The 13,424-nt window shown below is 34.4% G+C and carries 14 protein-coding genes; 6 read left to right on the top strand and 8 right to left on the bottom strand.

Going from position 1 to position 13,424, the window contains the following annotated elements; genetic code table 11:
* Positions 1 to 2: 2 nt before the first annotated feature.
* The 3 genes from J2772_RS09125 to J2772_RS09115 all read right to left on the bottom strand — a co-directional run bounded on the left by J2772_RS09125 (position 3) and on the right by J2772_RS09115 (position 5,611).
* Complete coding sequence (locus J2772_RS09125; protein WP_209915865.1) at positions 3 to 2,771, bottom strand: hypothetical protein; 2,769 nt, start codon at positions 2,769 to 2,771, stop codon at positions 3 to 5.
* 62 nt (positions 2,772 to 2,833) lie between these two features.
* Entirely contained in the window at positions 2,834 to 5,080 is a 2,247-nt protein-coding gene (locus tag J2772_RS09120; protein ID WP_209915863.1) for a T9SS type A sorting domain-containing protein, read from the bottom strand.
* A 12-nt stretch (positions 5,081 to 5,092) separates the two neighbouring features.
* Positions 5,093 to 5,611 carry an RNA polymerase sigma factor gene (locus J2772_RS09115; RefSeq protein ID WP_209915861.1) on the bottom strand — a complete coding sequence of 173 codons (519 nt, stop codon included), beginning with the start codon at positions 5,609 to 5,611 and terminating at the stop codon, positions 5,093 to 5,095.
* A 334-nt stretch (positions 5,612 to 5,945) separates the two neighbouring features.
* On the opposite strand from J2772_RS09115, the gene J2772_RS09110 reads away from it, so the two are divergent.
* Positions 5,946 to 7,148 carry an aminopeptidase C gene (locus J2772_RS09110; RefSeq protein WP_209915859.1) on the top strand — a complete coding sequence of 401 codons (1,203 nt, stop codon included), beginning with the start codon at positions 5,946 to 5,948 and terminating at the stop codon, positions 7,146 to 7,148.
* Positions 7,149 to 7,253: 105 nt separating this feature from the next.
* Here J2772_RS09110 and J2772_RS09105 read toward each other — a convergent pair whose 3' ends face one another.
* Entirely contained in the window at positions 7,254 to 7,736 is a 483-nt protein-coding gene (locus J2772_RS09105) for a hypothetical protein (RefSeq protein ID WP_209915857.1), read from the bottom strand.
* Between the two features lie 159 nt (positions 7,737 to 7,895).
* Between J2772_RS09105 and J2772_RS09100 the strand changes: the two genes are divergently transcribed.
* From J2772_RS09100 to J2772_RS09090, 3 genes are all read left to right on the top strand, one after another.
* The gene (locus J2772_RS09100) at positions 7,896 to 8,051 is read left to right on the top strand and encodes a bacteriocin-like protein (RefSeq protein WP_209915856.1); all 156 of its coding nucleotides are present in this window, start codon (positions 7,896 to 7,898) and stop codon (positions 8,049 to 8,051) included.
* A 65-nt stretch (positions 8,052 to 8,116) separates the two neighbouring features.
* Positions 8,117 to 8,278: a bacteriocin-like protein gene (locus J2772_RS09095; RefSeq protein WP_209915854.1), complete on the top strand. Its 162-nt coding sequence runs from the start codon at positions 8,117 to 8,119 to the stop codon at positions 8,276 to 8,278.
* A gap of 136 nt (positions 8,279 to 8,414) precedes the next feature.
* On the top strand, positions 8,415 to 8,570 hold the full coding sequence (locus J2772_RS09090; protein WP_209915852.1) for a bacteriocin-like protein: 156 nt from the start codon (positions 8,415 to 8,417) through the stop codon (positions 8,568 to 8,570).
* Positions 8,571 to 8,766: 196 nt separating this feature from the next.
* On the opposite strand, the gene J2772_RS09085 is transcribed toward J2772_RS09090, so the two are convergent.
* Positions 8,767 to 9,828 (bottom strand): NADH:flavin oxidoreductase, encoded by a 1,062-nt coding sequence (locus tag J2772_RS09085; RefSeq protein WP_209915850.1) that lies wholly within the window; start codon positions 9,826 to 9,828, stop codon positions 8,767 to 8,769.
* A 122-nt stretch (positions 9,829 to 9,950) separates the two neighbouring features.
* Between J2772_RS09085 and J2772_RS09080 the strand changes: the two genes are divergently transcribed.
* Positions 9,951 to 10,334 carry a winged helix-turn-helix transcriptional regulator gene (locus J2772_RS09080; RefSeq protein WP_209915848.1) on the top strand — a complete coding sequence of 128 codons (384 nt, stop codon included), beginning with the start codon at positions 9,951 to 9,953 and terminating at the stop codon, positions 10,332 to 10,334.
* Between the two features lie 31 nt (positions 10,335 to 10,365).
* On the opposite strand, the gene J2772_RS09075 is transcribed toward J2772_RS09080, so the two are convergent.
* Both J2772_RS09075 and J2772_RS09070 read right to left on the bottom strand, forming a co-directional pair.
* The gene (locus tag J2772_RS09075; protein WP_209915846.1) at positions 10,366 to 11,103 is read right to left on the bottom strand and encodes a class I SAM-dependent methyltransferase; all 738 of its coding nucleotides are present in this window, start codon (positions 11,101 to 11,103) and stop codon (positions 10,366 to 10,368) included.
* A gap of 12 nt (positions 11,104 to 11,115) precedes the next feature.
* On the bottom strand, positions 11,116 to 12,003 hold the full coding sequence (locus J2772_RS09070; RefSeq protein WP_209915844.1) for a hypothetical protein: 888 nt from the start codon (positions 12,001 to 12,003) through the stop codon (positions 11,116 to 11,118).
* Positions 12,004 to 12,083: 80 nt separating this feature from the next.
* Between J2772_RS09070 and J2772_RS09065 the strand changes: the two genes are divergently transcribed.
* The gene (locus J2772_RS09065; RefSeq protein WP_209915842.1) at positions 12,084 to 12,500 is read left to right on the top strand and encodes a carboxymuconolactone decarboxylase family protein; all 417 of its coding nucleotides are present in this window, start codon (positions 12,084 to 12,086) and stop codon (positions 12,498 to 12,500) included.
* A gap of 41 nt (positions 12,501 to 12,541) precedes the next feature.
* On the opposite strand, the gene J2772_RS09060 is transcribed toward J2772_RS09065, so the two are convergent.
* Positions 12,542 to 13,393: a GLPGLI family protein gene (locus J2772_RS09060; RefSeq protein ID WP_209915840.1), complete on the bottom strand. Its 852-nt coding sequence runs from the start codon at positions 13,391 to 13,393 to the stop codon at positions 12,542 to 12,544.
* Positions 13,394 to 13,424 lie beyond the last annotated feature (31 nt).

Here is a 13,424-nt window from a genome sequence, read left to right as displayed (position 1 = left end):
GGTTAAAATTTGAATGAAACAATACAGCCAAATGTTTTAAAAGATGGGAGATTAAAGAAATCCAGCCCTCTCCCGTTGTCTGCATCATAGAAATTCTGATTGGAATCTACTCCTTTATTCGCCCGCCAAAGCATTATATTATCTACATAAAAAGTAATTTTCATAGATCGCTGGCTATTATTCAGAGGAAAAGAGGTGGATAGTGAAATATTATTAATCCTTATATGATCTGCCTTCTGAACATAATTTTCTGCTACTCCAAGGTATCCATATCTTGACCATCTATTTTCATGAACATTTTGATGAGGATCATAGAAATCTACTGGAGTCTGATTATTATTACCATTCATCAAAACTCCCTGAAAAACATAATTTTTGATATTCCTTTCTTCTCCGGAATCATAGGAACGTCCATAATAATCCAGAACTGCCTGAGTCCCATTCCAGATTTGTCCTCCTTTCTTCCATTCCCAATTGATATCCAAAGTCCATCTTCTATAGGTTAGATTATGATTGAATTTCATTACAAAATCAGGGGTTGGATCAGCAATGATCTTCATTCCGTCAGCTTTTCTAGGGAATCCGGAATCATCAATAATCAACTGCCCATTCGGATTTCTTTCAAAATAGCTTCCCCTCACTGCTCCCAGTACCTCTCCTTCCGCAAGGCTTTTATAAATATCCTGAAACCCTACAATAGCATTGTTATTATAACCGGGCATCACACGATCCACAATATCTTTATATTTGAAAAATGAGATTTTATTCGTCATAAAAAAATCACTTCTCAGATAGAGCCTTTCGTAAGCAAAATTAAGCTCATACCCACTGTAAGTATGATCTGCCATATTCTTTAGCTTTAGCTGATTCTTTTCAAATACCGGGAAAACATCGTCATTACTTTTTCTGTTAAAATATTCCCCTTCAATACTAATGTAATATCCATAACTGAGTTTTCCACCTATTTTCCATTCTTTAGTATTGATATTGGATAACCCTTTGAAGCTTTCCACTTCATGTACGGGAAAATAATGGTAATAATTTTCGGTTTTTAATAAAGTAGAAGCGTAGGAAGCATAGGATCTTGTGATTTCAGGTTCTGAGCTTAGATGGGTATAACTTCCTGTGATTTTAAATTCATAATTATACCATTCAAAGATATCTTTAAACCGCAGATAACCTGTAGCTTTTGGAAGCCAGTAATTATTTTTATTGGATGTATTGGAGATATAAAAGGAATTTCCAAGATTAAAATCTGCATCAAAATCACTGGATTTGATTTCCATATTATAATTAAAAATATAGTCCTGAGAGGTTCTTTGGTAGATATATTTTTTATTAATCAAACTATTGTAAACATCAGATTTGATATCATTCAGAATAAAATTAAGGCTAAAGACATTTTTAAAATTGTAGTTACCCAGCTCATACTTTCCTTGTATATTGGAGTAATATAGTCGATTATTTTGTTCTCTTTCATTCGTTATTCCGTTGTGGAATCCATAAGTAGACGGTTGATATTGATCCAGATTCCAAAGGAAATTACTTTCGTAGGACTGAACGATGTTTAGTTTCAAATTACCAAAGGTTTTATCTGCATTAAAGCCAAACTGTCTCTGACGGTTTTTATAACGGTACTTTTTATCCTGTACAAAAAGAAATGTAGGATTATCAGCATATTGGCTGTAGCTTCGTTGTCTTCCATTATCCAAAAAAATCTGTTGAGCATTTGAAAATGAAATGGGAGTCAGTAAAGAATTTTGATATGCTCTATTGAAAAGTCCTGTTCTATTGGTATTTGTAGCTTTATTATCTTCATAATTAAAGGAAAACTTCATCAAATAGCCTCCCAAATCCATATTCAACTTTGTTTTAATGGAATTGTTTAGATTAAACTGATCAATAAAATACAATTGATTTTTATGCTGTCCCAAATCCAATGAAAAACGAAACTTATCTTTATATCCTTGTTTTATAATAGTATTGATAGTAAGCTGATTATTATATCCCACCATCGTTTTAAACAGATTATTACGATAACCTAATGCCTGCTTACGCCCATCAGTTAATGGAACCAGCCTACCGTTCTGATCATATTGATAAGGTAGCCCATCAAAGGCTAATGTAGAAATATCAGGACCAAAGCTAAACATCTCGTTGGTATCAGGTCCGTTCCATACAAGATTTCCACTATTTGATCTTCCTTGTACGTATCCATTCTGAGTAGCAGGAAGGGCATTATGACTTTTTACATCCAAGGAAGAGGTAAATCCTCCATTCAATAATAACGTCCACTCCTTTTGCTCTTTCAGAATATAAGTACTGTCTTTTGTCTGCTTAAGCTTTCTTACACCGCTAAAATACCTATCAGAATCATTATTTAGAACTGTTGGCGCATTCTCAATACTGAACTGATCTTGATTCTTCCGTGAAACCAAACTATCATAAGTTTTGCTGTAAATCTCCTGTACATTTTTTTTCTCTACCTGATTCTCAAGAATGTTTTTCAGTTCTCTTAACTGATAAAGTCCAATAATCCTACTGCTTTTCCCTTGATTCCAAACTAAGGTATCATCAGGTTTGGCTGCAATGATTGCAAATCCTTCTTCATCGGTTAGTTCATATATACCACTGTTTTTATTGTAGACTTTTAAAAAGTTTTGTGGTTTATCTTTATGATTTAAAAATTTCCCTGAATAATATAAGTTAGAATTTTGTGCCTGTAATACCGTAACAGTAAATGGCAGCAACAGTAAATAGTTTTTTCTCATCTTCATGGTAATAAGTACTAAAATAAAGAAAAAGAAATTTCCGTGGAAATTTCTTTTTCAAATTAATTTTTAATGACCTTAAAAGTCTCCCAGTTATTATTGGTCCGCACACGAACCAAATAAATGCCCTGAGGATGGGAAGTCATGTCGATAGTGTTTTTACCTTCTTCTAAATTTTCCTTCCGCATAATTATTTTTCCAGCCAGATCATAGATGTATAACTCTTCAATCTTGTTAGTTGTCCTGATCTTAATCATTCCTTTTGTTGGATTGGGAAAGATCACCGTTTTCACATCAACCTGATGTTCTATTTCGGTTTCCATTTTCTTGTTGATGTTCTCGTTAGAAATACCGTTGGTACATTCAGGCAGTGTAGCTCTCTGAAGAATCAGCCTTAGCAGGAGACCATTCAACTTTTCTACTTCATAAGAATCTATGGTAGGTTTAATATGATTGTTTCCTATTCTGCTATCGTTGGTAAGGAATGTATAGGTTCCGTTGGTAAGTAATGCAAAAGTCCTCATCAAATACTCAGTCTCCTTATTAGTGTCACTTGCTGCCAATGGAATAATTGTTATTCCTTTTTGAGCTGCCTTTTTTATTTTGTCGTACAGCTTTTGAATATTTTCCTCAGATTGATGTGGTGGAGCATCCAAAATCAGAAACATAATTTTAGTGGAATTTCCAGCGCTCCATTTCAATTCATCAATAGACACCTGCAATGCTTCTAACACTGCTTCAGGGGTATCCCCGCCTCCTGCTGCTCTCTGCTGTTTGATAAACTGAATTAAATCTTCAGCTTTATCAGAGAAATCGAATTTTCTGGTGATATATTCATCTCCTTTATCCCTGTAAAATACAGAACCATACCTTATTTCAGAGTTATTTAAATTCGTTTCTACCTTTCTCAGAACATCCAACAGTTCAGACTGCAGATAAGTGATCTCATCTCCCATAGATCCTGTTGCATCCACTACAAAAGCAAGATCCAGTTTCCTTTTCTCCAGACATGGTCTGTTCAGTACAATCAGATTCTGACCATTTTTGAATTCATTAACTGTACTGCTGATGATCTGTCCAGAAGCATCGGATAAGTAGTATTTTTTAGAGTCTGAAGTTTCTCCTTCCATTGGGCTGATCCATAACTCTGCATTTCCTAAGTTATCTGAAACAGCTTCCCAGATTACATTTTTCTTATCATCCAGTAATTTCACCTTCTCTCCAATAACCGGTTTTTTATTTTTGTTAGTCAACTGAACGGAAACTCTTCTGTCCGGATAGAACTTCCACATGCTTCTATATTGTTCAAGACTTGGTACGGCTATATCTTTCCAGTATTCCCATTTAGAAAAATCATTTACTTCTCCTGCAGTGAGTTGCCCTGCTTTTGGGAGATCCTTTTCTTTTTCTACAGTTTTTTTCTCTAGTTCTTTTATACTTTTTGAGTACAGTTCTTCCAATTTTGTCTTTTCAGCACGTCGTAAACGTTTTGATTTTACAACCACTACTCCATTAACGGCTCTACTTCCATATAATGCTGTTGCTTCCTCAGCCTTAAGAACAGTCATTTCTTTAATACGTTCCGGATTTATCTCTTTCAAAGCGTCTGCTGTAGTAGGAATTCCATTAACAACTACCAATAGTTGTCCTGTACTTCCATTGATGCTGTTCATTCCTCTTATTAGTATATTTGAATCTTTTCCAGACCTGGTTATTGTTAATCCCGGAACAGTTCCACTTAACATTTCTGATACGGTACTGACACTTGAAGAGGTATAAGCTACTCCTTTTTTAACACCATACCCTACCACAGCAACATCCTCAATATTCTTACTTCCATCAGAAGTCTCCATATAGCGTTCAATCACTGGTGGCAGCGAAGCTACAGATGAAGGGCTAGGTGATCTTAATGGCTCCGGAACGATATTATTATAAACTACGACCTTTTCTGCTGTTGTATTTTCTTTATTTTTCTCTTTCTGAATATTCTCTTTCGTTATACGGTCTATTTTTGCAGTATGCGTATCAGCGGTCGGTTTCGGCAAGGTTTTATTTTCTGATATTGTAGATGTAATAGACTGTTCAATAGTATCTTTTTTATCCAGGAAATACAAAGCTCCCAACCCTATCATCAGACTGGCCGCCATTCCGTAGGGAAACCAGACTGGAATGATTTTCTTTTTTTCTTTTTTCTGCTCCAGTTTTTCTTCAACCTTATCCCAAACTTTATTAAAACCAGGAAAAACTGTTGGTTCTTCTGAGTGCTTAGAAGCTTCATTGAATTGTTGATCTATATAATTATTTTCCATTGTTGTAAAAGTTTAAATGTTTTGATTCACCAAAAGTTCCTGAAGCTTTTTCCTTGCAAAATTGAGCTGAGATTTAGAAGTTCCTTCACTGATAGAAAGCATGGAAGCGATTTCCTTATGCGGATACCCTTCAATGGCAAAAAGATTAAAAATGGCTCTGCAGCCTTCAGGAAGAAAGTTCAGCAGGCTCAGAATATCTTTTTCAAAGGAAATGTGCTCTGATAATCCTTCTGAAAAACCAATCTGGTTTTCTTCAAGGGAAATAAATAAGGCTTTATCCGTTCTTAATTTCTGAAGACATTCATTCACAGCAATTTTTTTCGCCCATGCTTCAAAAGTATCGGGTTTCTGAAGCTGGCTAATCTTCGTGAAGATTTTGTAAAAGGTATCGGCCAATACTTCTTCTATATCGTCATCGTTTTTCAGATAGCGTTTGCACACTGAGTACAGCCTGCCTGCCATTTTCTCGTAAACTTTCCGCTGCGCTTTGCGATCGTTACGCTGACATTCCAATAATAATTCTCGTTCCATAATCAGGAGTTATATTAGTATAGATGCAGAAACTTTGGCTGGGGTTGGAAACATAGTCAACTTTTTTTAAACAAATGAGTTGGTCTCAAAAGTCAATTTTTTGACTTTTGTCATTATGACACAGGAAAAACCTCGTTGATAATCAAATACGTGAGATTTTCCACTACATTTAGGGACTGCCTTCGCAGGCTTTCAGTCTGTGCTCAAAATGATACTTTTGAGACAGCCTCATTTATCTTTACTTCTACAATATTTTAATTTCAAATTTAACTTTTCCTCTTGTAACAAATCTCTATTATTAACGACTATTAATACAAATAATCTTTTTATAGTAATGAAAAATGCGAAAATTGCATCATTACTTTTTGTTTTGTCTGCAGGAAGTATGATGTTTGCCCAAGATGACTTAATCAACAAGTTAAAAAACAATCAATCACAAAATGCTAATTTTCAGTTCACAACGTTAAAGGACGTTGGCGCTACTTCTGTAAAGAACCAGGGTTCATCAGGAACTTGCTGGAGCTACTCAGGAAACTCTTTCCTTGAATCTGAAATGCAGAGAATGGGCAAAAAACCTGTAGATCTTGCTGAAATCTTTACGGCAAGAAATTCTTATCATGATAAAGCGAAGTTATATGTTTTAAATAACGGTGCTATCAGTTGGGGTGATGGTGGAGAACTTCACGATGTAATCAACATGTACAAAAAGTACGGAGCAGTTCCTCAGGATGTGTATTCAGGATTAAAAGCCGGACAGACAACCAACAACTTCAAGGAAATGCAAGGGAAATTAAAACCAGTTCTTGACAGCCTTGTTCAGGCTTCTTCTAAAGGAAAGCTTACTGACAACTGGATGTATTCTGTAGATACTATTCTTGATGAATACTTGGGAAAAGTACCTGCTGATTTTACGTACGAAGGGAAAAAATACACTCCTAAAACTTTTGCTAAAGAAGTAGTAGGAATCAATGCTGAGGATTATGTAGAATTATCTTCTTACAAAGATTATTCTTATTACCAGAAATTTGTAGTTCCAATTCCTGACAACTGGAGTCATGATTCTGACTGGAATGTACCAATGAAAGACCTTACTACAATCATTGATAATGCTGTCACTAAAGGGTATTCTGTAGGTTGGGCCACTGACGTTTCTGAGCCCTATTTCTCTTATAAAAACGGAGTAGCTTATGTTCCGGATATGGATTTAGACCAAATCAATGCAGAGAACAAGCAGACTTTGTTTACAGAACCTAAAAAAGATAAAACGATCACTGAAGATATGCGTCAGAAAGGCCTTAACAACCTGTCTACAACAGATGATCATGGTATGCATATCGTAGGATTGGCTAAAGATCAAACGGGTAAAGAATATTATATGGTAAAAAACTCTTGGGGAGTAACGAATGACTTTGCAGGATATCTTTATGTAACAAGACCATATGTTGAATATAAATCAACTGCTATTTTGGTTCACAAAAATGCGATTCCAAAAAGCATTTTAAAACAGTTAAAACCAACTAAAAATATTGGTTTATAAGAAAATCACTTCTGTCATTTTAATATGGCAGTTTTAGATATTTAAATCTGTTAAAAAACGCGCTCCCTTAATATTGGGAGCGCGTTTGTTTTAGGTATCTGAAGATTACTTTTCAGTGATATGACGATAATAATCTACCAAAGAATATATTTTAGGTTTGGAACCTAGCTTGTAATCAATAACCAACCATTTATCCTCAGATTTTTTTTTATCAAACACATAGTTTTCGTTTGGAAAATCAATGGTTTTATAGTTGGAATAAACAGCTTTAGGAGCAGCTTCGTATATTTCCGCTGAATAATAATTAGCATCATCAGCAATGGTATAGAAGTTATCTTCCCCTTGTCTCTTTTTAATCTCTTCTATCTCTTGTTCATCAGGACTCAACAATAATATAGTTGACTTTGTAATAGCTGTATCTGCCTTTATTTTTTGTTCCGAAACTTCTTTTTTATGTATCATTTCTTGGTCAATCTTTTTCTGTTTAGAAATAATTTGATCCGTAATACTGGGTTCTGTTTTTTTTATTTCTTGTTTACAGGACAGCAGGAAAAATGGTAATATAAGTAGTAAATATTTGTATGACATCTTGTTTTTACTCACTTTATTTTTAAGATTAATTGATTCACAAAGAAAGGAAAAAACTTTCAATCTAGGTCTACTTAAGTTTATTTTGGAATTTCAAACAAAGTATTGCAAGATTAATAAAAAATATTACATTTGTAACACTAAACAAATCACCACAACATGAAAAACCTTAAGAAATTAGCAAAATCTGAACTAAAGAGAATCAATGGTGGAAATGCTCCGGAATGCCCAACTGGAACCCAAGCATGCTACTATACTGGTAAAGACGGATCTCAAAGATGGAGATGTATTTCGGAAACAACAGAGTGTCCTTAATCCTCTGAAGAATATCACACCAAATTTCAGAATATTACTTTTTATCAACCCACAAATTATTACTTATGAAGAATTTAAAAAAAATTGTCAAATCAGAACTCAAGAAAATTCATGGCGGAAATGCTCCTGTTTGTGAATATGACGAAATAGCATGCCGTTATCCTCCTGCAGATGGAAATCCTGCCTTTTGGACATGTGAGCCAATAGCACATGGATGCGGACAGTAATAAAAACAACCGCTTTCTGATTTCCGAAAACAGTTTATTTTACAAACACCTAAAGAAAGCTGAAAACTTATTTTACTGAGTAAAAGTAAGATGATTTATAAGCTATATTATTCATAATCTATACAAATTATTAAACATGAAAAATCTAAAAAAATTAGCAAAATCAGAATTAAAGAAAATCAATGGCGGAAATGCTCCTGTTTGCGAACCTGGAGCCAGACCTTGTCGTTATAAAGCAGAAAATGGGTATCCGGCCTACTGGAGCTGTGTAGCGGAAGAATATGCATGTTGAATTTAATAAATACTAAAAACCGGCTTTCAGAAATTCTGAAAGCCGGTTGTTTAATAAATAGGTGAAAATTAAATATAAAATAAAGTGAATTATGATGATTAATATGAATAGTGAATCGTTAATTTTTGCTTCGCCAGTAAATAAAATATACTGTAAAAAATTAACTGCAAAACTTTTTTACTCTTCTTTATTCACATTAAAATAATACGCCCATACTTTCTGCTGAAAAGTCTAAAAGAGAAGCTGTATCTCCTTCTTTGATCTTTTTTACCCACTGATAATCCTGCAAAATAGCACGTCCTACAGCTACAAGATCAAATTCTTCATTATCCAGTCTTTTAATCAGTTCTGTGAGATCTGTTTTTTCAGTTCCCTGTCCTGCAAAAGCATTTAAAAAGTCTCCGTTCAACCCTACAGAACCTACAGTAATGGTTGGTTGTCCGGTAATTTTCTTGGCCCATCCTGCAAAGTTTAAATCAGAACCTTCAAACTCCGGCTCCCAGAAACGACGCTGTGAACAATGGAAAATATCAACTCCGGCTTCTTTTAATGGTAATAACCAATCTTCCATTTCGTTTGGAGTAAAGGCTAATCTGGTTTTATAATCCTGCTGCTTCCATTGTGAAAGACGAAGGATAATAGTAAAGTCTTCTCCTACTGCAGCTCTGATTGCTTTCACCACATCAACAGCAAATCGGCTTCTTTCCTTTAAGGTTTTCCCGCCATATTCATCTGTTCTTGTATTGGTTATTCCCCAGAAAAACTGATCGATAAGATAACCATGCGCTCCGTGAATTTCAAGACAGTCGAAGCCAAGATCTTTCGCTGATTTTGCTGAAGCAGCAAACTGTGCAATGGTATCCTGAATGTCTTCAACAGTCATGGTTGAAGCTTTTTCCATAGGTAATAACGGATAATCTTCAGACATTCTGGTGTCTCCAACGTGCCAGATCTGAGGCCCCATTTTTCCTCCATTCTGATGCACCGTATCAATTACGTTTTTCCAGCCTTTTAAAGCTTCATTCCCATAGAAATCCGGGATATTCTGCATATTCTTTGATCCGGGTCTGTTAATTACAGTTCCTTCTGAAAGAATCAATCCTACTTCTGAAGCAGCTCTTCTTCCATAATAGTCAGCTATTTTCTGTGTAGGAACACCATTGTCAGATTGAGCTCTGGTCATTGGGGCCATTACAATTCTGTTTTTAAGCTGTAAATTTTTATATTGGAACGGTTTAAATAATGATGATGTAGTCATATTTAAAATCTTGTTTTATAATTGTTACACAAAGTAACTAATAATAGTTCGTTTTTGTATCTTTCATTAAAAAAATAGTGGTAACTTCGCAGTAACTTATATTAGTAACATTAAAGTAACGTATGAAAAAGAATGAATTAATGCAATACAGCTGTCCTCTGGGCAAAGCAATGGCCGCCTTGGGAAGCAAATGGAAACCTATTATTGTATTGGTAATTAAAGACCGAAAACTACGTTTTGGAGAACTTGCCGTACGCATTAATGTCATCTCCAGAAAGGTATTAACGGATCAGTTACGGGAAATGGAAACGGATGGTTTAGTGATCCGTGAAGAGTTTAAAGAGCTGCCTCCAAGGGTAGAATATTCACTTACTGAAAAAGGATTAGCTCTTCTACCTATTTTATATCTTCTGGAAGAATGGGAAGCCCAATATCAGGTGAAAGGAACCTACTCAGAAGATTGTATTGAATTGATAAAGGAAAAGAAAAAAGCAGCGAATGCCTGATTATATTTTGCGGAATAACTTCACTTGATATTTAATTATTCTCTATAATCAGCATATTCGCAAAAGGGGTTATCTTTTTATTTTTGATTATTTTCAATCCGGATGGAGAAATAGAACTTGTCCATTGTTTCCAGCTTAAAAAATGGAATGCTCCGATGTTAAAGAAAATAAAGTTAGTAATATCTCTGAACTGCTCTGAAATAATAATTACACCTCCTTTCTTTAAAATTCTTTGAGCTTCTTTAAAAAACAAAACTCTTTTTTCATGATCTAAAATTTCGTGAAGGGCTGTTACCGCCAAAATTACGTCCTGAGATTCGTCTTCAAAAGGCAATTGGTCCGGAGAGATTTTAGTTTCTCTTGGATTGGGAGGAAATATTTTTTTGGAAACTTCAATTCCGCTTTCGTCTTCATGACGATTTCCGTAAATATCACAGACTATTAAGTTCAAATGAGGATATTTTTCTTCTAATCGCTGGGATAAAGGGTCAAAGCTAGCATGAATGAGAACAGCATTTTTAATCTGGCTCCAATCTATATCCTGTTTTAAATCATTCAGTTCATAAAGATCAGAAGTATCATAAAGGATATAAGAAGCCACCAGAGACGCTATGATGTTTAAAACAATGAGAACACCCAATGCTCTCAACAATACAGCAAAAACGGCTGAATTAAGCTGAAATGACAGAAAAAAAAGAAAAAGTGATACCACTATTCCCAGCAGGATCTTTTTATAATTGAAAAGAATAACTAATTTGGTAATTTTCATGGTATTAATTTTCTACTCCAAATAAACTCTAAAGTTATTGACTACTCTTGTAATCGTATTTTTATATTTCCCGGGCGTCCATTGAGAATAATCAGTCAGAATTTTGTTTTTTGCGATGTTCTCAAGTTCATTTTTATACTTTTCATTCGTTTTGAAACCACTTACCCAGTTTTCATTTTTTAAATGACTGATACTTCCATCTTTTTCAACAATAAAGCTTATATCCATAAAAGGAGTAGTGTGCAGTTCATATTTTAACGGGAGTTTTGTTTTGATCGTTAGAATATACTCATCTTTTATGAGTTTGTCTTCCTTTTTGAAATAGGGCAGATCTTCTTCCGGCAGATCATAAATACTTAAGACTTTAGTTCCTGCTTGAATCTTTTGAATCATTAACTCTTCAGCTGCATGCTCGATTTTCTGACGAAAATCTTTTCCGTGGATTTTCTCCATCTTTAAATCGATCATTGTTTTGTAACATCCCTGAGTTTGCCCATCGATAACAACACAGCTATAGTCATTATTGATTATTTTAAAATGATCCTTTGCTGCATATTCTATTATTTCATCTGCATAAGGAGGTGTCTTGCAACCAAAACAAGATGTCGTTACATAAATATTTTTATATTTTTCCAAATCTTTCTCAGCTTGTTCAATATCATCTTTACACATTCTATCATTTGGATTTGGATTTTTCACATAGCTACGCAGAAATTCCTTAGGATTTGGAGGCTGCTCTTCAAGGCTTGGAGGTTGTTCTTCCATAGGCTTTGCATGATCCTTACAACCTAACAGTAATAGTACGAAAAAAAGATAAGGGAGAATTTTCATGGTAATTTCTGATGTTCCTTGCTTCAAATATACAAATTCCAGTTCTGTATTTTCATCACCTACTTTCAAAAAGGTAAGTATAACACGAAAAGGTAAGTATATAGTTTTTCCATTATTTCTGACTCAAATTTGTAGAAAAAATTCTCATTATGAATTACAAAGAAATTGCGAAAGAAACTATTGGTCATCTGTATAAAGCACACACCAGCATCCGAAAATCCGGTATTGATGAAAAACTTATTGCATTAGCCGAATTACGGGTTTCACAGATCAACGGATGTGCCTACTGTTGCGGCTATCATGCTAAAGAACTGTTTAATTTGGGGATTGAACAGAATATTATTAATCAATTACCAGGCTGGAAACATACCAACGCCTTTGATACAAAACAGAAATTAGTTTTAGAGTGGGCAGAAACTATCTCTTATAACAATAATGACTGGCAACAAATCAAAGAAAAATTACAACAGCATTTTACAGAAAGAGAAATGGTAGAATTAACCTCAAGTATTACTTTGATGAGTGCTTTAAATAAACTTCGGATTACTTTGGCTGAAGAAGATTAACATTAAATGGGTTACTTTCGCTGGTAACCCATTATTTAAATTTATTCAAGTTCTATCGGATTTAAATATTTATTAATAAGTTCCAATTCTTTCTGCCTTTGATTAATCTTTTCCTGTCCACTTAGAATTGTAGTCCCGTAACTTGCCAGTACACCTGCTATATTATCATTGCTAGCTTTTAATGCCTGTTGAAATTTAGGTTGAGTTGTTTCAACAGCTTCGGTATATCGACTTTTCTTTATATTAATTGATTTTCCTTCCAATTCAGAAGTAGGTACAGATTTTATAAGCTCAAAATCATATTCTCCTTTTTCATCTGTTATTTTAATAATTAATCCCGGTAATCCGCTGAATTTATAAGGGCCATAGGGTAATGGAATTTCTGTTGAGTACCAGGCAGTCCAGTTTCTTCCCTTGTAGGTAACTGCAGCTTTTTTACAATTTATTGTATTGATTGTTTTTATTTCATCAATAAGTTTCCAATTCCCTATTATCGGCTCTTGATAAGTAAGCACAGTCATCCCAACGGGTTGAAAGTACTCTACCTTTTCATTGGATTGTATGATTGTATATGGAAATTTTGTTTTGGGTACTGATGTTCCATTTTTAAGGCTAATGGTTATGCTCCCATCAGGATTATTGGCAGTTACATAAGATTTTCCAAACACTGAGTCTCTTTTAATAGATTGTGTACTTGCAAAAAAAGCACGCTTCTCCCCCATCTGTAAAGAGAAGAATTCTTCGTGTATATAATCAGGTGTCTGTGTGCTGAGCTTAGCTTTTAGCAAATAGGTGAAATTTCCGTATAAAACATCACTTTTATCGGATTGAGAATAGAATAAAACACTGAAGAATAAGACTGATAATTGAAATAGTTTTTTTTTGTAATCCATACAAGACATTTTCATTATAAAAATGCACATA

Origin of the sequence: Chryseobacterium jejuense (genome assembly GCF_017877355.1) — a bacterium.
GTDB classification, from domain to species: Bacteria; Bacteroidota; Bacteroidia; order Flavobacteriales; family Weeksellaceae; genus Chryseobacterium; species Chryseobacterium jejuense_A.
Note: the sequence above shows the minus strand (reverse complement) of the source record. Positions and strands in the feature narration are given on the sequence as shown.